Raw genomic sequence first — 17,726 nt, forward strand, 5'->3', positions numbered from 1 at the left:
GTAAGCGTTAAGTGAGCGCCGTATTGACGGCTATTTATTGGTGAGATCTACGTTCCATGGCAGCAGTTCGGCCACTTTGTTGATGGGCCACTCCGGCAATACGCTCAGGATATGGCGAAGGTAACCCTCTGGATCGATACCGTTCAGCCTGCACGTTCCGATCAGACCATACAGCAGGGCACCACGTTCACCACCATGATCACTGCCGAAGAAGATGTAGTTTTTCTTGCCCAGACAGACCGCTCGTAGCGCTCGCTCAGCAGCGTTATTATCCGGCTCTGCCAGACCATCATCGCAGTAGTAACACAGGGCATCCCACTGGTTCAGTGCATAAGCGAACGCCTCGCCTAACCGGGATTTTTTCGACAGAGTGGCACTTTTCTCCACCAACCAGTCATGCAGGGATATCAGCAACGGTTTACTTCGGGACCGTCTGGCGGCCAGCCGCTGAGATGCCGGAAGGCCGCGTATTTCCTCTTCTATCGCGTATAACTCACTGATGCGCTTCAGAGCCTCCTCTGCTGTGGCCGTCCGGGTGCTGATATAGACGTCATGGATTTTGCGCCGCGCATGAGCCCAGCATGCCGCTTCTGTCAACGGGCCACCTTCACGCTCTGCGCTGAACAACCTGTCGTACCCTGCGAAGGCATCTGCCTGCAGCACGCCATGATAGTGCCGAAGATGTTGCTGAGGGTGTTTCCCCTGTCGGTCCGGTGAGAAGGCGAACCATGCCGCTGGCGGATCTGATGAACCCGCGCTTCTGTTATCACGGACATATGTCCAGATACGCCCGGTTTTCGTCTTCTTTCTGCCCGGCGCCAGCACGGGCACCGGAGTGTCATCCGTATGCAGTTTGCGGCAGTCCATCACGTAGTGGTAGAGGGCTTCATCCAGCGGGGCCATTAACCGGCAGCACGCATCCACCCAGTTGGAGAGCAGCGCACGACTCAGATCCACACCCTGACGGGCAAAGATTTCGCACTGGCGATACAGCGGCAGGTGTTCACAGTATTTGGCCGTTAACACGCGGGCCAGCAGACCCGGCCCGGCGATGCCCCGGTCGATAGGACGTGAGGGCGCTGGCGCTTCAACGACGCAGTCGCATCGGGTACAGGCCTTTTTCACTCTGACCGTGCGGATCACTTTCAGGGCGCTGGAGACCAGCTCCAGTTGCTCCGCGCTGACTTCGCTGAGATAGGCCATATCACTACCGCAACCAGGACAGCTGGTTTCAGCTGGCTCCAGTCTGTTTATTTCGCGGGGAAGATGTTCCGGTAACGGGCGACGATGACGGGACTGGCGCAACTGACGCGGAACCTGCTGATCATTGTCCCGGCCGTTGTAACGATCGCTTTGCTGCTCCTGCTGTTTCAGCAGGGCTTCGGCTTCTTCGACCTGCCGGCGTAGCTTTTCTGAACGGGTACCGAACAGCATTCGGCGCAGTTTTTCTATCTGAGCCCGCAGATGTTCTATTTCACGCTCTTCGTTCTCTATTTTCTCTTCTGCGCGGGCCAGCGCCGAACGCAGGAACGACTCAGTCTCAGCAACGAGACTGAGCTGGCTGTCTTTCTGGCGAAGCGCGTCTTCCAGCGCAGCGATACGGGCGAGATAGTCCTGACTCATGACCCCATTTATAATGCGGTCATGCGCTTTTTACAACATCGTCAGTGAGTTAAGGCGTGCAGTTTTAGGTTGCCGCCAGTCCAGCTTATCGAGGAGCATGGCGAGTTGTGAGCGGGTGATGGCGATTTTGCCGTCGCGTACAGCAGGCCAGACGAACTGTCCCTCTTCCAGACGTTTGGTAAACAGACACAGACCGTCAGCATCAGCCCAGAGGATCCTCACGGTGTCACCTTTACGACCACGGAAGATAAACAGGTGGCCGGAGAACGGATTGTCATCAAGAACATGCTGGACCAGTTCGCCCAGACCATTGAAGGACTTACGCATATCGGTGACCCCGGCAACCAGCCAGATACGAGTGCCTGACGGTAAGGGTATCATCGGCTCCTCCCGCTCAGCTCGCGGATCAGCGTTTTCAGAAGTGCAGGTGATAAATCCCCGGACAGACGCAGGCTGGCACCGCCGACAGTCACCTCGCATGTCATGGCCTCGCGGCAGGCTGGAGCGGCGGATTCATAGTGCGGCTCAGCATGGTGTGACAGGACCATATCAGGCAAGACAACGGGGATAACAGAGTCTTGCTCTCTGATTGACCGTTGTATTTCATCGGGCAGAAGATGTCTGTAACGCTGGCGCCAGGTAAACAGCAGATTGTCATTAATTCCATTATCCCGCGCCAACCGGGCAACACAGGCTCCAGGCTGATATGACTTTTCGACGAGAGCCAGCTTAAAGTCCATTGAGTAGGACGCCCGCGCCCTGCGGGGCTGAAGAGTGTTTGACATTGATAGAGTCCATTAACGTTAATAAGAGGACTCTATCATCGTCAATCGTTAGTAATCGCAACAGGCGGCAGTGGCTTGACGCTTACAACATATCAACTCCATTTTATAATCCTGTCGGGATAACAGGTAACAAAATGTACATGGGGTTTACCTGGTAAATAACAAGGCCATTAACCATTATCAAGCCCACCAGCAGGTGAGCTTTGTAATGGTCACTCAGTCGTCGAGTTGCAACACACCATGCTCAAGTGAATCGGAATACGCGATCAGCCCAGTGTATAAAGGAATAATCTCGCCATCATCCGCTTCAAACTCCGGAATTGTTCCAGTGGTGATGGTGTATTGAGGCGCACCGTCTTCTTTCGCGAAGACAGCCAGGTCTTCAATCTGTTTTGCTGTAAGAACTACTGTCATGCTCATTCCTCATTTGTTAAAAAGCCCCGCTATTGCGAGGCTTGGGGTTATTTGTATCGCGACCCACTACCTGTGAATGACGAACAGCGATTTACATTTAGGGCAAAGTAACGCCTGTTGCTGGCGTACTTTCGTGGTCGAGTGTGTGGATTTATGTCCGCATATCGGGCACATGGCAGTCATATTGGCTACAAGCCCAACACGCTGCATTGCATAATCGAAAAATGACATGGTGGTTAACCTTTCAATAAATGGGGCTTATTATACCATGCATAGCTCAATTATTAATCAATCATCATCGCATTCTTGATGCCATTTAGCTTTGTCACAGGCATTCACTAAATGCCTTTGACATCAGGAGAAGGAGATACCCAAATTAACCAGCACGGCTTTCTTTCCCTCAATGCGGCGGTCAAGTTCGGCCACTGCATGTGGGCGTATAGCCTCAAGAAAGGCATTGTCTTGATAGGTGGACTGGATTGTCACACCAAGCCCGGCACCACTTTCCAGTATGCCTTTCTGCCGCTGTAGTTCTTTTATCTCGTTATTGATGTAATACGCTTCACTTAGGTTCTCTGCGTTCATGACTAAACTCCTTCTTGCAGTTAGCCAGCACTGATTTGTTATGTGCCAGAATGTCCCGCTTCGTCTGCTTATCCAGTACAGCAATATCGTGCTCAGTAAGGTAGATGATGTTTACCCAGTCACAGGCCGTGTCCGTAACTTCAGGTTTTGCGGGTAAATTTCTCACGCAACTCGCGATCAACATCGTCATCAGGAAGATGATTAACAGTCTGCTGAACATCCCTTGCTCCTTTCGTTGCCTCTACCCGGCGTTCTGCAACGGCTTCAGTAGCTGCCGCACGTTCTTCAGTACGCTGCTTTTCAGCTTTGGTCTCAGCGACGATAGTTCCGCGTGATTTTCCAAGACCAAAAGCGCCTGCAATTGCAGCCAGAACGGCAACAACCAGGCCAATAATCATTTCAAGTCCCATATGACCTCACACCAGTGCAGCTTTAGCTTTGGCGTAACGTTCACGACGGTCTTTAATGCCGTTCTGTCCGCCGTTGATAATTTGCGTGACGCGTTCCACATCCCCCGAATGCAGGAGACAACCGCGTAACGTGAAATACCACGCCGCCGAACGGGCCGAATGTCGCTCTTGCGTCAAAAGTTCTGGCGTACTGACAAGGTCAAGCTTCAGCGCCGAACCACATTTGGTGTAGTTCTCACGTCCAGTGATTTGCAGCAGGCCGCGACCGCGATATTTCCAGCCATCACCCGGGCTGTTATTACCCATGCGGTCACCGTAAACCAGATTGGCTATTTGCGGCTGGTGAGCGACCTGCTTACCATCAACGCGCCCCAGCATTTCGCACTGATACGGCGTCAGGCGCTTACCAAATGTTTTCTTCAGCCCGTTTACCGAGTAGTTGAAGCTCTCTACCAGAGAGGTAAAACCAGCAGATTCATGCCCGACTTGTGCAATGAACATGGCCTGATCATTAATTACTGTAATGCCAAACTCTTTCATTGCCGCATCGATGTGCAGAAACCAGCGCGCAGCTAATCCGGCGCTTATACCAGCCGCCTGCTGAAATTGAGATTGTTTCATGTGATTAATCCGAAATTGAGGCAGGACAAAACTCAAATCAAAGGATGTGATGTAATACCCGCGAAACAGAGTTTGACTAAAGTCGACTCTCCACCTCATTAAAACAACACAGAGCCTCGAATTTTCAGGGAAGCGGAGATGTCGCGCTTCCCTTTTTTATTTCTGAAGAATGTTAATTAAGCGTGCCAGGTTACCCCGTGCGCGAAGCACGATGGCACAGATGATCAGATTGACGATGACCACCATCCAGTGAGACTCCTGATAGAGGCCGAACAGATACCGAAACGGGATGCTGGCGTATATCAGCACAACGAAGTAGGCCAGCATAGATATCATCGGACGATGTCTCGCCCCGTCACGCTGGTAGAACATCAGAACAAGAACGATGACCCCGCAGATTAACGCATTGATCATCGCTGAAGGATCACTTGTTACCATTGCTGGCCCCTCCTCCACGGAATCGCGAAAGAATACTGAACAGGCTTCCCAAATCCTGACTGTTGAAAAATGTGAGCACTTTGATTGTCATCGCAGCCACTACAACAGCACCAAGTGCATCTAATGGCCTGTCACTATACCCGGTAGCCTGTGACAACTTTGAACCAACCAGGCCAGCTGCAAGAACGCCAACAATGAATGACGTCATGAAGTAAGCAATCAATCGTACTCGTGTGATATTTGCCGCTGTCGCTACATAAAATACTGCACCAGCGAATGCGCCAAATACCACGCCATAATCAATACCGGTTGCAAGACCAAATACGCTGGCTCCCATCAGGCCACCAGCCGCGACCGTAGTGCCAGAAACAGGATCGGACATTAAGCCACCTCTTATTGCTATGAGTCCTCTCAGAACGAGGGGAAAATTAAAAAACGCGCTTTTAGTTATGGATAAATCGGATTAACCTCATCATTTGCACTGAGAATAGTGAGGATAAACAGATGAGTAGATTTACCGTTAGGGTTGAGTTGCATAATAATCAGCCCGACGACTATGAAGAACTTCATGAGAAGATGCTGTCTGCGGGATTTGTCAAAACGATAACGGCAGATGATTCAGGAAAGACTTATAAACTTCCAGATGCTGAGTACAACTACTCTTCGGATGAATCAAAAGAGGAAGTTGCTAAAAAAGCGCTTGAAATTGCCAAAACAGTGAGAAGATTTCCATCCATTCTGGTTACAAAGTCTGCAGGAAGGTATTGGTTTAATTTGAAAAATGAGGAATAGAAAAAACCCGCCAAGAGCGGGTTTCTTTTTGTTCTGTTGCTCAGTTCGCTTTAACGTCCCGAGCCTACCACAATTTAAGCACTTACTGGCTCACCTTTCAAGTAAAATCTACTGCTATTTGTGTCGAACGTGTCACAAAGTGGTGCGTAAAGCATCGATTCTGCAAGACTTACCCACGTGTCTATGCGACGACGACACGTCATGAATGTCCATTCAGGGTGTTTTTGCTGCAATTCAGTTGCCATCTGGCGTTTGCTCTTGCGCAGGCGGTGACGGTCTACGATTACCCCATAGAGAGAGCCGTGGCCGTCTTTCATCAAAACAGAAGCAATAACGCCGTCGATTTTTAAACCCTCATCGTCAGAGCAGAAGGCCAGGCCGCTTTTATTCTTCCCTTCGAGAATTTCTCTGAAAAATGCTTCCAGTTCAGTTTTGCCTATACCCGATTTTTTCATTCGACGTAGCGCTTCGTTGATTGCCGTTTTCGTGATTTTCCCGGATACCAGTAGCTGATTGAACATATTTCCCCCAGAACCGCCGCCGATATACGACCAGCGCCCCCACATGCGTAACTTGCCTTGCACCCAGATGCTTTCCAGCGTCCGAAGGCGAACCATTTCACCGGTTTTCCCAACTTCTGATGGATTAATCATTTAACGTACTCCCCATGGTTCACCTGTTTAATTTGCCCGGTAATAATTTCGACGCTGTTGTTGCATTCGTTTCCCCATCGGTCCCATCCTTTCCACTCTTCCCGAGCGAATATTTCGATTCTTTTCACATCGCCGTATAATTGTTCCAGTCGGTTCCTGACTTCCCACGGCTTTGCGCTATGTTCCCCAAGGCAGGTATGCACAACCTGTTTTACTGCTGCGCTGGCACGTTGTAAGCCCGTTCCTCTGGTAGCAATCAGCACATCCTCGGTATTGCTGCGTGTATGGTTGCCACCGTTCATGCGGGTTTCACGGTCCAGCATTTCCAGCAGATCGTTGAAGTCCACCAGCTCTCCAGTGCTTAATGCCTTATTGAAGCGATCAGCGGCGTTCTGGTTCAGCTTCACCCACGTAAAACCCTTCATCGTTCTGACCCGAAAGCCCCAGGATTCAGCCAACGCTACAGCCTCTCGGTTATGCGTCCCCGTGTACCACATCGCCAGAACAGCGTTTTCAGCCGCCAATGACCAGACCGGAAGGCGTTTAAGTTCCTCCATGCTCATTGTGCTGTAATGATTACAGGCTGCACCATTGCTGATTCTGTTGCCGTATTCCCACGGCGGATCGCAGTAGATAAGATCGTATTTCATGCTGCCCTCTGCTTTTTCAGTTCGCGGGTTTTACGGCGGTACTTAGCCGCAATATCTTCAAGCTCTTCTCGTGAGTAGTGCTTCGCCTCATGTGGGCCTTCCAGCCAGTCCACCAGCCCAGGACCAAACCACTCAATGAGCGTCGCTCTGTAGCGTTCATGCACCGTTTTGTTCTTAGCGGTAAACCGACCAGCACCACCGTTACAGGCCTTGCACTGGCGATAGGCGTTCTTTTCTTCAAATCTGAGTTCCGGGCGTGCTCCAACACTCAGGAAATGCCCGCAATCCCACTGACCGCCGAAAATCATCGGAGGGTGATATGTGCCGCAGGATGGGCAGGGCTTCCCCTCGTCGCGTTCACGGATGAAAGCGTTAAAAGCCGTCTGGGCTTTACTGAGAAAGTAACCGCGTGGCTGGAGCGCCTTCTTGCGAATCTTAAGACTGACTTTTCTCTCTGTTTCAGCCTTTTTGACCTTCATCGCGCGGTTATAGTCAATCGCACAGCGTGGACCACATACCTTCTGAAGGTTTCGATCCGGGGTGAAGGTCTCGCCGCACTGGGCGCACTTCTTCGGCTTGTATACTTTTACTTTTGGCCTGGACGGTTTCTTCACTGTTTCATCCCCTTGTGGAACACCCATTCGAATACTTCAGAGCCATTAAGAAGTAGATCGTTGAAATCACCCTGGGCAGGCCAACGGACCGATACAGTCTCCAGATCGTTCTTCGCATGCAGGTTTGCAGCAGCACATTCAAATGCGGCGGCATGCCCCGCTGCATTTGCGTCAGAGTCGGCAAAAATAATGAGGTTCTTCACCCCGGCAGGGACGCGGAATTTCTTCATGAATGCGGTGTTCATCGTTGCCCAGGTATGGCATTTAGTGATCTGATGACAGGCCAGCGCGGTTTCGATACCTTCAGCAATGCCAAGCGTTGAAGACGTTGGAAACATCCTGATCGCTACTGATTTCGCAAATTCTAAATAGCTGTCCTCCTGCAATTTCATCATCTTCTTGGATGATCCACCTGTATGGGCCTTCTTATCCCCGTCCAGCAAGGTGCGATGCAGGTAACACAGCTCTCCACGGTCATCCGTTGCCAGTGCATAAATAGCCTGGAGGTTTTTACCGTCTGCTGGCTGTTTGTCGCAGTATCTGACGCTGTCGGCGGGTAAGGAGTTAATCCCTCTCCCCTTCAGATAATTGTCTGCACTGGTGCCGCGAAGCGGTGTGAGTTTTGCAAACTTACGGCTGACGCGTTCACGCTGTTGCGCCAGCGATGTGCGCACCGGGTTAACTCTGGTTCTGTCCTGGGTGAATTCATTACCTATGATCTGGTCCACTTCCGAGGCAAGTACCTTAAACGCCTTACCCGTACTGGCAGTCAATAACGCCCAGCCATCACCTGAACCACAAACACAGATGTATGACCCGGTTCCGTCCTTGTTGTCACAGCGAAACTTCCCCTTACGACCGCACAAAGGACATTCACCTTTAAAATGGTTTTTCCCCGTAATACCTGGCAGGCCGTAATGCTCGAAAATTTCAGACCAGCGCCCTAAGGCTGCTTGTTTGGTATTCATGCGGCTTCCCCTTGCTTCTCTTTGCTTTTCGCAAATGCGATCTGTTTGGATTTGATGTAATTGCTGACTTCGGGTGTGATCTCTTTGGGCGTGTGATGAAGACCACGCGGCCAGACACCGAATTTTTGTCGATAGGTATGCGCGCACCAGCCGTCGCTAACAGGTCGTCCCTGCACTGCACGGGTGCGCTGATAGAAAAGAATCTGGGACCACCAGGATTGTTTCTGTTCCGGGGTATATTTGACTTCGGCTTTACTGACCTTTGTCAGCCCGCGTGATTTGTCTGTTTCAACATCTTCACCAGCCAGTGGTTTAAATCCGCATTTCGGACAGATATAAATTCCGGCTGGTTTTACGTAGTGACACTGGCTGCATTCTTTCGGCAGTTTCTCAGGTTCGTCTGTCTTAACTACGCGCTGAGGGGCTTCTTCCATACCGTCAGATGATGAGGGGAGATAGTCGTACTCAATATCATCTGGATAGCCCAGCTTATTCACTGTGCCGCTGTGATCGAAGATAAGGCAGTAATCTTTGCCAGGGGCGGCACGCAACCCACGCCCCAGCGTCTGAATCCATCTGATTTCGCTTTTAGTCGGGCGGGCAAAGATGATGCAGCGAACATCACTATCGAACCCGGCAACTAATACGCCGACGTTGATAATGATTTTGGTAATGCCCTGCTCAAAGCGGCGGATCGCTAACTGGCGTTCGTCGTGCGGTGTGCTGGCCGTCATGACTTCGACTGTCACCCCGGCACTGGCAAACTCCACCGTGACATAGTTTGCGTGGGCTACGTCTACGCAGAAACAGATCGTCGGTCGGTCCTGCCCGTTCTCCAGCCAGTTTTTCACGATATCGCCGACAAGTTTTGCCTCACTCATCACCTTACTGAGTTGGCCTTCTTTGTAGTCACTGCCGTAGCCTGCAACGTAGGAAGTTTCAACGCCTGACAGATCAGGATGAGAAGGTGCGTAAAACTCATATTTACTCAGAGCGCCAATGGAGATCAGCTCTTTCATAGTTGTCGGTTTGATCAGGCGCTCATAGTAGTTGCCCAGGAACTTAGCGAACGGGGTACCGGAAAGACCGATCACCTTCGTTGAAGTATTGCGGGTGAGGTTGTCGATAACCTCCAGAAGTTTTTTCCGCTTCAGGTGGGCTTCATCAACGATCAGCAGGTCAATGTTATCCGGGAATTCACGGCGGATGAGCGTATCAGCGCTTGCTATCTGGATGAGTGCAGTCGGGTTGTATGACGGGTGATCGCGCCATACATAACTGATCTCTTCGGCCGGAAGACCGTACTCAATGAAACGGGATGCTGTCTGGTCCAGCAGGACGGTGTATGGGGCCACAAACATTACGCGCATTTCACGACTGACGAAACCATCAGTGATCAGCGCTGCAATAGCCGTCTTACCAAAACCAACTGGGGCATAGAGCATGAACGAATTATTCTTTTTCCAGGCACTACGCAACATGTTGAGTGCGACGATCTGTTTCTCACGCGGCTGGATGTTAAGCATTGGCAGATACCTCCCCAAAAGCCATAGCAACCAGGTCATCGATCACAAACTTCGTGCGCTGACGCTGAACAGACAACACAACGGTTTTGGTTCCGTCTTTGCGCGCCCGACCTTTCAGAAAACCGCCGTGGATATGGCGAATAAAGTATTCAGAGTTAGCAAGGCGTGGGATGCTGCGAACCCGTCCCAGATTACTGACTTCGTAAGCACTGGAATAAGGCTCAACCGGCACCGGGGCCCATTTTTCGTTTGCGTCTGAATAAATCATCTTGGCTCCTTATGGATGGCTAAACGTCCAGATTTCCAAGCGACGTTTTAACCCCATACAGTGATCTGTCTGTTAGATCGATCTCTTCTGGTAAAGCTGTTCCAGCCCTTCGGGCTAAAACCCAACACCGCCCCCTTTCCCCCACCCGATTTCAAAAATTCATACCCTGGGTGGGAGCGACGTATAGCCCCTGACTGCCGGGGTATACCTCGTGCAAAACTCTCGCAATCTGCGGTTAGCATTCCGTCGTGCTGCGTTCTGCTGCCGGAAAGAAACCGGTTCAGCGTCGAACGCTTCCTGGTACGCCTGCGCGTACGCCACCGCGATTTTTTCCCGCATGCCTGCCGGGAGTGTTGCTAACTGCTCTTTAATCCACGGGGCGTCCTCACGAGAAAAAACCGTGGGCATCGTCACGTAGGTATATTCGTCCTGATACATTGGCCCTCCTGCTTAGGTGGTGAGCCTGTAAGGGGTTACTCTCGCTTTGGTTTTCGTCGACCAAAGACAGCAAGGATGGATTTCACTTCTTCCTCTCTGGCTGCAAGGTGTTTCCTGTGGTAATGCCTGATTTCATCCGCTTCAGCTTCATCAATAACCCCGTCTTCCAGAGCGAGATTGATGACCTGATCCACATGTCCGCGCATAGCGGCTGTTTTCATGGCTTTATTGAATAGTTCGACCCGATCAAGGTCTTCGAATTTGGGAACATCCACCAGCAATGCGCCGCGTCTCTTTGCAAAGTAATCAGCCAGTTCGGCTGTGCCGGAAATATCCTCCATTGCCTCAAGCTCGGCCACTTCAAAGAACCTGCACCCGTTTTTCTCATACAGGTTGTTATTGAACTGCGTAACCGTCATACCAAGGGCTCCAGCCATCGCCTCACGACCGCCCGGATATGCCTTGCACATCGCTTTCACAACTTCTTTGAGACTGTGCTCTACCATATTGAATTTCCTTTGGTAGTTACGGTTATGCAGCCGAATGGGTAGACTTTTGGTAAAGCTCAGGCCAAATCTTTCCCCAATCATCAGGGTGAAGATTTTTCCTGCTAACTGAACCGCCAGAATGCGTTTCGATAGAAACGGACAGAGCGGCTCCCAACTTTTGTTTTTTGCTAATGGCTTTACGCAGGTACTCAAGTGAGGTTTCGCATCGTGATGCAAACTCTCTCTGTTGTTCGAGCGACAAAGCGTTTAGGTAATTTCTCAACGTTTCCATCGCGCCTCCTATGCTTGGAAAGAAAATATACCTTTAAGTAAACACATGTCAATACCTTAGAGTCATTTACCCGGAAGTAAATTTAAGTAAGATGGAAAACATGAAAACTGAAACGCCTGACATCTTCGAGTTACGACGCCTCAAACTTCAGGAGTTGGTAACTCGCTTTAAAACCCAGAGAGAGTTTGCTGAAAAAGCAGGGCTTGATCCGACTGTTGTTTCTCGGATGCTTTACCCTGTTGGTAAACCTAATAAGCGAAATATTGGGGAACAGTCTGCCCGGCAGATCGAAGATGCTTTGAAAATCAGCAGAGGATGGATGGATGGTCTTGGACCAACCTCAAATCTGAATGTTGATATCCCCCGCCAGAATATCGACGCTTATCGTGTTGAAGTTCTCGACCTTACGGTGAGTGCTGGTCCTGGTTCTTTCATGATTTCTGAGTATGTTGAGGTGCTGCACGCCATCGAGTTCACGACTGAACACGCTCGTTCACTCTTCGGGAATCGTTCTCAGGATGACGTAAAAGTGATGACTGTCGATGGAGACAGCATGTGCCCAACCATCCAGTCAGGCGACAGGTTGTTTTTCGATATTTCGGTAAGAAACTTTAAGGTTGATGGTGTTTATGCATTTGTTTACGGACAGCATTTCCACGTGAAGCGCTTACAGATGCAAGGCCTGCAACTTGCTGTTTTATCGGATAATCCAGTTTACAAAGACTGGTATATAACTGAAGAGAATCAGGATCAACTGTACATAATGGGTAAAGCATTGCTTCATGAATCAATAGCTTACAACAAACTGTAATAGCGTTATATGTTGAAGCATACCTGGCATCTTCTAGATAAGATTTTCTGACCCGGCTATCGAGCCGGGTTTTTACTGCCCTTTTCTCACCATTGCAGCTGCGTCTCGCAAAACTCCTTTGTGGATCACGTTTCCTACTGTCCTACGCTTAGCCTCCAGTCTATCTACAATCGCATCCCGACTTATCACTACTCCGTCGATTATCAAGTCGACAACCGCACCACCAATCTCTCCAGCTATGAATGCCGCACGGTCTTCTTCCAGTTCGTCACGTTCCATACCAAACCCTCTCTGGTGTTTTTTTGAGCTTAGCACGCATATCCAATAAAAATAAATTCCAATCAAAAGCAATAACTTGACGCCAAAGTCAATAAAAATATACCTGTAGGTATTTACTTGGAAATTACTCAAAAGTATATTCAAGGCATCAACAGCGAACAGACCGAAACCAATCACCATTCATACGGGGTTCGCTGGAGGTGGTCGAACGGCGCGACTTTAAACCATGCGTCGGAACCGTGGCGGGACAGGATGTCGGCAATACGGCGTAGTAAAAATTAACCAATGGAGAAAATCATTATGTGCAAGTAAAGCGGTTAGACCGCAGTCGAAAGGCAATGCAGCAGTCATGATGCTGCCCCGAGTCTCCGCGTAGAGAGCCAGCTTTGCATCTGGTGAGGGTAAATATGAAAAGAAGCACCGGTGTCGCCGCGTGACAGCCAATCACGCACTGGTTAGAGCCAACGGGGAGCAGAGACGAACTGGGGTGACGAACTCAAGGGCATGGGCGCAGCCACTGCGAAAGTGTGGCGTAAACGTAAGAATCCTCCGCAGCAGCTTGAATGCGAATGCGGGCTAATACCGGGAAGGTTAACAAAGTGGATAGTTGGCAAGGGAAGCGGCAACGTTAAGAACGGTTTAACGCTCTGCCCTGTTACACGGCGAGTTCCACCATGGGCACAGCTTACGTTTGAATTACTGATTTATCCCAGCCCCTTCTGTATGAGGGGGTTGGGCTGAATCAACACCTGTTAGTACTGCAAACGAGACAGAGAGCACAATGCTATGTGATGACATTGTGTCAACGATATCAGGAGGTTATAGTGCCAATATTTGAACGTTCAGATAAAGGCAATTACATGGCAAATGCACAGTATGAGAAAGGTAAAATCATTCTCGAATACTCCAAAAACCAGGTAAGGAAAGCAGGAGAGTGCATACGTAAAGGAAATGGTGATATCGATAACGCAATCGAGATCATTCAGCAATACAGAGCTGCTCACCTTTACCCTTTGATGATTATAAAAAATCTTGTTTGGAAACATGCTCAAAAGATAAATAAAAATGCCATAATTGCCAGAAGGCTTAAGCGACTTCCAACAATAATTGATAAACTTCGCCGAAAAACACTTGATGGTAAAACTAAAAACTCTATTGCAGTGACCAGAATGGGGGATATTGGTGGTTGTCGTGTTATTGTTGAGAATAGAATAGAGTTGCTTTTATTGGACTCCTCCTTAGATAAAAGCAGAACGACGCATAACTCGAAGGTAAAAGATTATATAACATCCCCAAAAGCAACAGGATATCGTGGGATACATAGAATTTATAGTTGCTATAGTAGAGATGAAGAGCACCAGTGGAAAGGGTTTGACATTGAAGTTCAATTGAGAACTAAACTTCAGCATTTGTGGGCCACTACTGTAGAAGTGGTAGACTTATGCGAGGGACGTTCTTTGAAAACAAACCCATTTGAGTCAAACCCATCGTGGATTGAATTCTTTAGGATAATGAGTGAGTTTATCGCTGATGAGGAAGGGTTTATATTCATAACTCCTCAAAATAAAAACATTCTTAAGGCGCAACTTATAAGCCACAATAATAAACTTAACGCAATTGAAAAATTATTATCATTTAATAGATTGTTTTCAGACAAACAAATAAACCTTTCACAGAGGAAAAGTGGTTATGTAATTATAGCCATAAAAGGCAATTCAATTTACTATAAGACTTTCTCCCCAGCACAAAAACATAAGGCTGTGGCACAGTACTCTATCATTGAAAAAGACGATAACTATAATAGTTTGTTTGTTGAAATGGACGACTTACGTAAACTTTCTTCTGCTTACCCAAACTACCTTATAGATACTAGATTCTTCATAGATAAATTTGAGTTATATACGAATACTAATTATTGGGCCAAACCACGGTAAACCAATTACGAAGAAAAAGGTCGCATTCGCGGCCTTTTTTAATGACTCCGGTTCTGGCAGTTACCCAGTCTTTCACCATTCCAAAGGAGGAAGAAGATAATGTTCTGATGGGTAACCGCCCTTTTTATTCAATGTGTCCGCTTCCGGTGTCGGCTGGGCTTCCCTCCCCAGCGCGGGTTCAACTCCTGCCGGATACCCAATTCCTCGGTGACTTATATGACCTTCCGTAACGTTAATTTTCAGTACGGCGACCTGATGCGCGTCCCGCGTGGTGTGCAGGCTGTTCGCAACCCTAAAACCATCGCCAGTATCTGGCGGCGTAGCTGGATGTACAAGCTGCTTACCCAGAAAGGCGATCCATGTTTATAGATGGAGAGAATTATGTCCGAAGCAAAAAACACCACACCGTTTAGCCAGCAACTGGCTTACATCAATAAAGGCACACTGGATGCTGAACTGACTGAAGCACTGGCAGAAGTAATCAAAGCAGTGCGTGAAACAGGTAAAAAAGGCGCTGTTACGCTGACGCTGAATTGCAGCATGCTGAATACCCGTGACGAGAACACAATGAAAGTCACACCCAAAGTTACCCGCACCATCCCTGAACTCGATCGCGCCGATACCATCATGTTCTCAACCGCAGACGGTGATCTTCTGCGTGATGACCCTGCGCAAGTTCAGATGGATTTGAAAGTTATTGAGCCTGCCACTCAGACCACACCGATCAAGCTGGCCCAGTAAACCCTCCGTTCCAACCGTACCAATCTGATAAGGAAATATTCAATGTCTCAAATTGAAGGCTCTACCGTGCTCGATATCCGTGATCTGGTTTCTGCAACACTGAAGACCGAAACGGATATCCCGTCTGTCGTTGTGCCAGAAGGTTTTGAAGTTAAATCCCTTGAATCACTTCAACTGGCCCCGTCGCGTATTCGTCAGGCCGCAAACCTGATTTCTCCCGGTTCGCTGATCGCCTATATCCAGCGATTCCGTGATGAACGGACTGTGGTTTTCGCTGATAAAACAAAAACGAAAATTGTCGCCGTTCTGGACTTCCATCAAAACGCTGATAACCCAAGCTGGGCTGCGCATAAAGCTGTTTATGACTGCCCGTTCTCTGACGACTGGAAAGCCTGGTCTGCCAACGATGGCACCAAGATGGACCAGATCAACTTCGCTGAGTTTCTGGAAAATAGCATTCAGAACATTGCGCCGGTTAGTGATTCATACCAGGGGCCATCGGGTACTGAACTTCTGGAAATGGTTCTCGCATTCCAGGAAACCCGAAAATCTGAATTCAAATCGGTTAAACGCCTTCAGGATGGTACATGCCAGTTCCAGTTCAGCGATGAAAAATCCGGTTCCGGTAATACCAAAATGCCGGAAAAAATTAGCCTGGCAATTTCACCGTTCCATAACGGTTCTCCATATCAGGTTGATGCGCGCATCCGCTACCGCCTGCGTGATGGTCAGTTGATCCTCTGGTATGAGCTGATCGAACCGAAGAAAGTCATTGAGCACGCTTTCCAGGAAATCGTTACCGATATGGAAAACCAACTCGGTAATGACCTCCCTATCTACGAAGGCTCGGTTTAATCCCGTCGTGTTGTTTTATGCGCCTGCCCTGCGGGCGCATAGCAAAGCACTCTCCCACTACCTGAAGGAGTACCCATGCCAAGCTTAGGCCAACTCTACAATGACAAAGACGCCGGGTTAACCACCCGTAAAACCTACAATGTCCCTCTGGATAAAATATACGCCGAAGAAGGCTACAACGTTCGTGAGCTCAACCAGCCGCATGTTGAAGAGTTCCGTGATGCATTTATTGCCGGTGAATATATCCCGCCTCTGGCCGTAGAAGTTACCGAGCGCGGTGTAAAGGTGATCGACGGTCATCACCGTTATTATGGCGCGCTGGCTGCCATCGAAATGGGGCACGACATTGTGCGCCTGGAGTGTAAAGACTTCATCGGGAGCGAAGCGGATAAAATCGCTTTCATGGTAACCAGCTCGCAAGGGCTTGCCCTTACTCCCCTTGAGCGCGGTGCGGCATACCATCGCCTTCAGAATCAGGGATGGAGTCCTTCAGAAATAGCCGCAAAAGTTAAACGTTCTGAGTCCGATATCCTGCAACACCTTCAACTTCACGAATGTACCCCGTATATCAAAAAGCTCGTGCGTGATGGTTCGATGAATTATGCCATCGCAATCGGTATCTCCCGCGAGCATGGCGTGTATGCCGATCGCGAAGCTTCACGACTGATGAAGAAAGCTGAAGCCGCAGGTAAGAAAAAAATAACTAAAAGCATAGCCAGTCCTCAGTTTAATGCAGGGAAAGCCAGGAAGTTCCTGGAGCTTATTTCTTCATGTGCTGAGGATTCCGGCGAAGTGCTGACCATTGATATTCCACCAGCAATGCAGGCTGAAATAACCTCAATACTTCGTGAATTTCGTCACGAGGCTGATGGGGTGACCTCATGAAAAAAATTCCTGAACTGGTGATGTGGACCCTGCTCTTTTCTTCTCTTTCCGGAATCGGTTTAACCGCAGGGTTCTATTGCTTCATCGCCACGGCACGACTGATAGCGAGGGTTATTTCATGAATATCGAATACCAGGATAAAGGTGCTGCGGCAAACATCATCATCACCAGCACCGTTTTTGAGTTTCGTCGTCATGTTCGCGTCGTTGATACGGTTCTGATGTGTACGCCGGGAGTTATTGCAGAACGTCGCGGCTTCTTCCTGATGAAAACTGTGATCTCAGGTCGCTCTAAAGAAATGCTTCGAGCCAATAAGACGGCGAGGCGGGAGGCGGCGCGATGACGGTTTTTGAATACATCCAGGCTCATCCAAACACCACCAGCGGCGACATCGCCAGAGGGTTGAAAAAGAAGACGCCCGCTGTGGCAGGCGCAATATCCCAGCTTTATACGACTGGTCGCGTTGTGAAATCAGGGATGTGTAACGGTGTCCCTACTTACCGCGTTAACGATCTCCCTTATGGGTGTGGTAACGCACTGCTAATTCAATTCAATCAACTACTGATGGAGTGTCGCCGTGAAGCAGTCCGATTTGCCGCGCTGCCCTGAGTGCGAACTGATGCCGGAATGGGGGCTTAAAAAGGATTATCACGGAC

Annotated in this window: 30 protein-coding genes; 10 read left to right on the forward strand and 20 right to left on the reverse strand. The window is 49.3% G+C overall.

The genetic code is table 11. The features are described from left to right. Positions 1 to 30: 30 nt before the first annotated feature. The 11 genes from tnpC to QQZ17_RS23915 all read right to left on the reverse strand — a co-directional run bounded on the left by tnpC (position 31) and on the right by QQZ17_RS23915 (position 5,258). Positions 31 to 1,623, reverse strand: a complete 1,593-nt coding sequence (gene tnpC / locus QQZ17_RS23865; RefSeq protein WP_044596437.1) for an IS66 family transposase — start codon at positions 1,621 to 1,623, stop codon at positions 31 to 33. A gap of 30 nt (positions 1,624 to 1,653) precedes the next feature. Further along, positions 1,654 to 2,004 (reverse strand): IS66 family insertion sequence element accessory protein TnpB, encoded by a 351-nt coding sequence (gene tnpB, locus QQZ17_RS23870; protein ID WP_021567584.1) that lies wholly within the window; start codon positions 2,002 to 2,004, stop codon positions 1,654 to 1,656. Next, complete coding sequence (tnpA, locus tag QQZ17_RS23875) at positions 2,001 to 2,408, reverse strand: IS66-like element accessory protein TnpA (protein WP_048242260.1); 408 nt, start codon at positions 2,406 to 2,408, stop codon at positions 2,001 to 2,003. Before tnpA ends, tnpB begins: the two co-directional genes overlap by 4 nt. Positions 2,409 to 2,624: 216 nt before the next feature. Further along, positions 2,625 to 2,822 carry a hypothetical protein gene (locus QQZ17_RS23880; protein ID WP_275257545.1) on the reverse strand — a complete coding sequence of 66 codons (198 nt, stop codon included), beginning with the start codon at positions 2,820 to 2,822 and terminating at the stop codon, positions 2,625 to 2,627. A gap of 66 nt (positions 2,823 to 2,888) precedes the next feature. After that, positions 2,889 to 3,053 (reverse strand): YnfU family zinc-binding protein, encoded by a 165-nt coding sequence (locus QQZ17_RS23885; RefSeq protein ID WP_275257546.1) that lies wholly within the window; start codon positions 3,051 to 3,053, stop codon positions 2,889 to 2,891. Between the two features lie 123 nt (positions 3,054 to 3,176). Further along, positions 3,177 to 3,407: a hypothetical protein gene (locus tag QQZ17_RS23890; protein ID WP_275257547.1), complete on the reverse strand. Its 231-nt coding sequence runs from the start codon at positions 3,405 to 3,407 to the stop codon at positions 3,177 to 3,179. Next, positions 3,385 to 3,591, reverse strand: a complete 207-nt coding sequence (locus QQZ17_RS23895) for a hypothetical protein (RefSeq protein ID WP_125340104.1) — start codon at positions 3,589 to 3,591, stop codon at positions 3,385 to 3,387. The genes QQZ17_RS23890 and QQZ17_RS23895 overlap by 23 nt, the downstream gene beginning before the upstream one ends. Beyond that, positions 3,548 to 3,817, reverse strand: coding sequence for a hypothetical protein (locus QQZ17_RS23900; protein ID WP_125339899.1), 270 nt, complete (start codon positions 3,815 to 3,817; stop codon positions 3,548 to 3,550). The genes QQZ17_RS23895 and QQZ17_RS23900 overlap by 44 nt, the downstream gene beginning before the upstream one ends. A 6-nt stretch (positions 3,818 to 3,823) precedes the next feature. Next, complete coding sequence (locus tag QQZ17_RS23905) at positions 3,824 to 4,438, reverse strand: glycoside hydrolase family 19 protein (RefSeq protein ID WP_125339900.1); 615 nt, start codon at positions 4,436 to 4,438, stop codon at positions 3,824 to 3,826. Between the two features lie 156 nt (positions 4,439 to 4,594). Further along, on the reverse strand, positions 4,595 to 4,876 hold the full coding sequence (locus QQZ17_RS23910) for a phage holin family protein (protein WP_044268894.1): 282 nt from the start codon (positions 4,874 to 4,876) through the stop codon (positions 4,595 to 4,597). Then, the gene (locus QQZ17_RS23915) at positions 4,863 to 5,258 is read right to left on the reverse strand and encodes a phage holin family protein (protein WP_008323296.1); all 396 of its coding nucleotides are present in this window, start codon (positions 5,256 to 5,258) and stop codon (positions 4,863 to 4,865) included. The genes QQZ17_RS23910 and QQZ17_RS23915 overlap by 14 nt, the downstream gene beginning before the upstream one ends. 122 nt (positions 5,259 to 5,380) lie before the next feature. Between QQZ17_RS23915 and ghoS the strand changes: the two genes are divergently transcribed. Then, a complete protein-coding gene (ghoS, locus tag QQZ17_RS23920) occupies positions 5,381 to 5,668 on the forward strand; it encodes a type V toxin-antitoxin system endoribonuclease antitoxin GhoS (protein ID WP_192502299.1) in 288 nt (95 codons plus the stop codon). A 74-nt stretch (positions 5,669 to 5,742) separates the two neighbouring features. Here the strand turns inward: ghoS and QQZ17_RS23925 are convergent, their stop codons facing one another. From QQZ17_RS23925 to QQZ17_RS23960, 8 genes are all read right to left on the reverse strand, one after another. Beyond that, on the reverse strand, positions 5,743 to 6,321 hold the full coding sequence (locus QQZ17_RS23925; protein ID WP_192502298.1) for a DUF1133 family protein: 579 nt from the start codon (positions 6,319 to 6,321) through the stop codon (positions 5,743 to 5,745). Then, positions 6,318 to 6,971, reverse strand: coding sequence for an MT-A70 family methyltransferase (locus tag QQZ17_RS23930; protein ID WP_192502297.1), 654 nt, complete (start codon positions 6,969 to 6,971; stop codon positions 6,318 to 6,320). Before QQZ17_RS23930 ends, QQZ17_RS23925 begins: the two co-directional genes overlap by 4 nt. Further along, a complete protein-coding gene (locus QQZ17_RS23935; RefSeq protein ID WP_192502296.1) occupies positions 6,968 to 7,612 on the reverse strand; it encodes a recombination protein NinG in 645 nt (214 codons plus the stop codon). The genes QQZ17_RS23930 and QQZ17_RS23935 overlap by 4 nt, the downstream gene beginning before the upstream one ends. After that, positions 7,582 to 8,553 (reverse strand): DUF7146 domain-containing protein, encoded by a 972-nt coding sequence (locus tag QQZ17_RS23940; protein WP_229233635.1) that lies wholly within the window; start codon positions 8,551 to 8,553, stop codon positions 7,582 to 7,584. Before QQZ17_RS23940 ends, QQZ17_RS23935 begins: the two co-directional genes overlap by 31 nt. Beyond that, positions 8,550 to 10,079: a DEAD/DEAH box helicase gene (locus QQZ17_RS23945; RefSeq protein WP_284554199.1), complete on the reverse strand. Its 1,530-nt coding sequence runs from the start codon at positions 10,077 to 10,079 to the stop codon at positions 8,550 to 8,552. The genes QQZ17_RS23940 and QQZ17_RS23945 overlap by 4 nt, the downstream gene beginning before the upstream one ends. Beyond that, on the reverse strand, positions 10,072 to 10,347 hold the full coding sequence (locus QQZ17_RS23950) for an NUMOD4 domain-containing protein (RefSeq protein WP_125338901.1): 276 nt from the start codon (positions 10,345 to 10,347) through the stop codon (positions 10,072 to 10,074). Before QQZ17_RS23950 ends, QQZ17_RS23945 begins: the two co-directional genes overlap by 8 nt. A 159-nt stretch (positions 10,348 to 10,506) precedes the next feature. Further along, the gene (locus tag QQZ17_RS23955; RefSeq protein WP_266167681.1) at positions 10,507 to 10,785 is read right to left on the reverse strand and encodes a hypothetical protein; all 279 of its coding nucleotides are present in this window, start codon (positions 10,783 to 10,785) and stop codon (positions 10,507 to 10,509) included. Between the two features lie 35 nt (positions 10,786 to 10,820). Further along, the gene (locus QQZ17_RS23960) at positions 10,821 to 11,291 is read right to left on the reverse strand and encodes a YmfL family putative regulatory protein (RefSeq protein WP_284554210.1); all 471 of its coding nucleotides are present in this window, start codon (positions 11,289 to 11,291) and stop codon (positions 10,821 to 10,823) included. A 374-nt stretch (positions 11,292 to 11,665) separates the two neighbouring features. On the opposite strand from QQZ17_RS23960, the gene QQZ17_RS23965 reads away from it, so the two are divergent. Further along, positions 11,666 to 12,376, forward strand: a complete 711-nt coding sequence (locus QQZ17_RS23965) for a LexA family transcriptional regulator (protein WP_284554200.1) — start codon at positions 11,666 to 11,668, stop codon at positions 12,374 to 12,376. 72 nt (positions 12,377 to 12,448) lie between these two features. On the opposite strand, the gene QQZ17_RS23970 is transcribed toward QQZ17_RS23965, so the two are convergent. Further along, the gene (locus QQZ17_RS23970) at positions 12,449 to 12,655 is read right to left on the reverse strand and encodes a hypothetical protein (RefSeq protein ID WP_046401725.1); all 207 of its coding nucleotides are present in this window, start codon (positions 12,653 to 12,655) and stop codon (positions 12,449 to 12,451) included. 824 nt (positions 12,656 to 13,479) lie between these two features. Here QQZ17_RS23970 and QQZ17_RS23975 point away from each other — a divergent pair. From QQZ17_RS23975 to QQZ17_RS24010, 8 genes are all read left to right on the forward strand, one after another. Continuing rightward, entirely contained in the window at positions 13,480 to 14,589 is a 1,110-nt protein-coding gene (locus QQZ17_RS23975; RefSeq protein ID WP_233438017.1) for a RelA/SpoT domain-containing protein, read from the forward strand. Positions 14,590 to 14,805: 216 nt separating this feature from the next. Continuing rightward, positions 14,806 to 14,958, forward strand: coding sequence for a hypothetical protein (locus tag QQZ17_RS23980; protein ID WP_164566080.1), 153 nt, complete (start codon positions 14,806 to 14,808; stop codon positions 14,956 to 14,958). Between the two features lie 12 nt (positions 14,959 to 14,970). Next, on the forward strand, positions 14,971 to 15,330 hold the full coding sequence (locus tag QQZ17_RS23985) for a hypothetical protein (RefSeq protein ID WP_192502289.1): 360 nt from the start codon (positions 14,971 to 14,973) through the stop codon (positions 15,328 to 15,330). A 42-nt stretch (positions 15,331 to 15,372) separates the two neighbouring features. Next, entirely contained in the window at positions 15,373 to 16,185 is an 813-nt protein-coding gene (locus QQZ17_RS23990; protein ID WP_284554201.1) for a YfdQ family protein, read from the forward strand. Positions 16,186 to 16,260: 75 nt separating this feature from the next. After that, positions 16,261 to 17,070, forward strand: coding sequence for a ParB/RepB/Spo0J family partition protein (locus tag QQZ17_RS23995; protein WP_192502287.1), 810 nt, complete (start codon positions 16,261 to 16,263; stop codon positions 17,068 to 17,070). Then, on the forward strand, positions 17,067 to 17,192 hold the full coding sequence (locus QQZ17_RS24000; protein WP_046401721.1) for a hypothetical protein: 126 nt from the start codon (positions 17,067 to 17,069) through the stop codon (positions 17,190 to 17,192). The genes QQZ17_RS23995 and QQZ17_RS24000 overlap by 4 nt, the downstream gene beginning before the upstream one ends. Beyond that, positions 17,189 to 17,413: a hypothetical protein gene (locus QQZ17_RS24005; protein WP_192502286.1), complete on the forward strand. Its 225-nt coding sequence runs from the start codon at positions 17,189 to 17,191 to the stop codon at positions 17,411 to 17,413. Before QQZ17_RS24000 ends, QQZ17_RS24005 begins: the two co-directional genes overlap by 4 nt. Then, positions 17,410 to 17,679, forward strand: a complete 270-nt coding sequence (locus tag QQZ17_RS24010) for a hypothetical protein (protein WP_192502285.1) — start codon at positions 17,410 to 17,412, stop codon at positions 17,677 to 17,679. The genes QQZ17_RS24005 and QQZ17_RS24010 overlap by 4 nt, the downstream gene beginning before the upstream one ends. Positions 17,680 to 17,726 lie beyond the last annotated feature (47 nt).

The organism is Citrobacter sp. T1.2D-1, from assembly GCF_950098555.1.
Lineage (GTDB): Bacteria > Pseudomonadota > Gammaproteobacteria > Enterobacterales > Enterobacteriaceae > Citrobacter_A > Citrobacter_A telavivensis.

Excerpts from the sequence above, each read along its gene's own strand:
- QQZ17_RS23930 (WP_192502297.1), bottom strand. The coding sequence starts at position 6,971 with ATGAAATACGATCTTATCTACTGCGATCCGCCGTGGGAATACGGCAAC.
- QQZ17_RS23925 (WP_192502298.1), bottom strand. The coding sequence starts at position 6,321 with ATGATTAATCCATCAGAAGTTGGGAAAACCGGTGAAATGGTTCGCCTT.
- QQZ17_RS23965 (WP_284554200.1), top strand. The coding sequence starts at position 11,666 with ATGAAAACTGAAACGCCTGACATCTTCGAGTTACGACGCCTCAAACTT.
- QQZ17_RS24010 (WP_192502285.1), top strand. The coding sequence starts at position 17,410 with ATGACGGTTTTTGAATACATCCAGGCTCATCCAAACACCACCAGCGGC.
- QQZ17_RS23905 (WP_125339900.1), bottom strand. The coding sequence starts at position 4,438 with ATGAAACAATCTCAATTTCAGCAGGCGGCTGGTATAAGCGCCGGATTA.
- tnpB (WP_021567584.1), bottom strand. The coding sequence starts at position 2,004 with ATGATACCCTTACCGTCAGGCACTCGTATCTGGCTGGTTGCCGGGGTC.
- QQZ17_RS23935 (WP_192502296.1), bottom strand. The coding sequence starts at position 7,612 with ATGGGTGTTCCACAAGGGGATGAAACAGTGAAGAAACCGTCCAGGCCA.
- QQZ17_RS24005 (WP_192502286.1), top strand. The coding sequence starts at position 17,189 with ATGAATATCGAATACCAGGATAAAGGTGCTGCGGCAAACATCATCATC.
- QQZ17_RS23945 (WP_284554199.1), bottom strand. The coding sequence starts at position 10,079 with ATGCTTAACATCCAGCCGCGTGAGAAACAGATCGTCGCACTCAACATG.
- QQZ17_RS23980 (WP_164566080.1), top strand. The coding sequence starts at position 14,806 with ATGACCTTCCGTAACGTTAATTTTCAGTACGGCGACCTGATGCGCGTC.
- QQZ17_RS24000 (WP_046401721.1), top strand. The coding sequence starts at position 17,067 with ATGAAAAAAATTCCTGAACTGGTGATGTGGACCCTGCTCTTTTCTTCT.
- ghoS (WP_192502299.1), top strand. The coding sequence starts at position 5,381 with ATGAGTAGATTTACCGTTAGGGTTGAGTTGCATAATAATCAGCCCGAC.
- QQZ17_RS23890 (WP_275257547.1), bottom strand. The coding sequence starts at position 3,407 with ATGAACGCAGAGAACCTAAGTGAAGCGTATTACATCAATAACGAGATA.
- QQZ17_RS23990 (WP_284554201.1), top strand. The coding sequence starts at position 15,373 with ATGTCTCAAATTGAAGGCTCTACCGTGCTCGATATCCGTGATCTGGTT.
- QQZ17_RS23910 (WP_044268894.1), bottom strand. The coding sequence starts at position 4,876 with ATGGTAACAAGTGATCCTTCAGCGATGATCAATGCGTTAATCTGCGGG.
- QQZ17_RS23970 (WP_046401725.1), bottom strand. The coding sequence starts at position 12,655 with ATGGAACGTGACGAACTGGAAGAAGACCGTGCGGCATTCATAGCTGGA.
- tnpC (WP_044596437.1), bottom strand. The coding sequence starts at position 1,623 with ATGAGTCAGGACTATCTCGCCCGTATCGCTGCGCTGGAAGACGCGCTT.
- QQZ17_RS23955 (WP_266167681.1), bottom strand. The coding sequence starts at position 10,785 with ATGTATCAGGACGAATATACCTACGTGACGATGCCCACGGTTTTTTCT.
- QQZ17_RS23940 (WP_229233635.1), bottom strand. The coding sequence starts at position 8,553 with ATGAATACCAAACAAGCAGCCTTAGGGCGCTGGTCTGAAATTTTCGAG.
- QQZ17_RS23895 (WP_125340104.1), bottom strand. The coding sequence starts at position 3,591 with ATGTTGATCGCGAGTTGCGTGAGAAATTTACCCGCAAAACCTGAAGTT.
- QQZ17_RS23885 (WP_275257546.1), bottom strand. The coding sequence starts at position 3,053 with ATGTCATTTTTCGATTATGCAATGCAGCGTGTTGGGCTTGTAGCCAAT.
- QQZ17_RS23985 (WP_192502289.1), top strand. The coding sequence starts at position 14,971 with ATGTCCGAAGCAAAAAACACCACACCGTTTAGCCAGCAACTGGCTTAC.
- QQZ17_RS23915 (WP_008323296.1), bottom strand. The coding sequence starts at position 5,258 with ATGTCCGATCCTGTTTCTGGCACTACGGTCGCGGCTGGTGGCCTGATG.
- QQZ17_RS23995 (WP_192502287.1), top strand. The coding sequence starts at position 16,261 with ATGCCAAGCTTAGGCCAACTCTACAATGACAAAGACGCCGGGTTAACC.
- tnpA (WP_048242260.1), bottom strand. The coding sequence starts at position 2,408 with ATGTCAAACACTCTTCAGCCCCGCAGGGCGCGGGCGTCCTACTCAATG.
- QQZ17_RS23960 (WP_284554210.1), bottom strand. The coding sequence starts at position 11,291 with ATGGTAGAGCACAGTCTCAAAGAAGTTGTGAAAGCGATGTGCAAGGCA.
- QQZ17_RS23950 (WP_125338901.1), bottom strand. The coding sequence starts at position 10,347 with ATGATTTATTCAGACGCAAACGAAAAATGGGCCCCGGTGCCGGTTGAG.
- QQZ17_RS23900 (WP_125339899.1), bottom strand. The coding sequence starts at position 3,817 with ATGGGACTTGAAATGATTATTGGCCTGGTTGTTGCCGTTCTGGCTGCA.
- QQZ17_RS23880 (WP_275257545.1), bottom strand. The coding sequence starts at position 2,822 with ATGACAGTAGTTCTTACAGCAAAACAGATTGAAGACCTGGCTGTCTTC.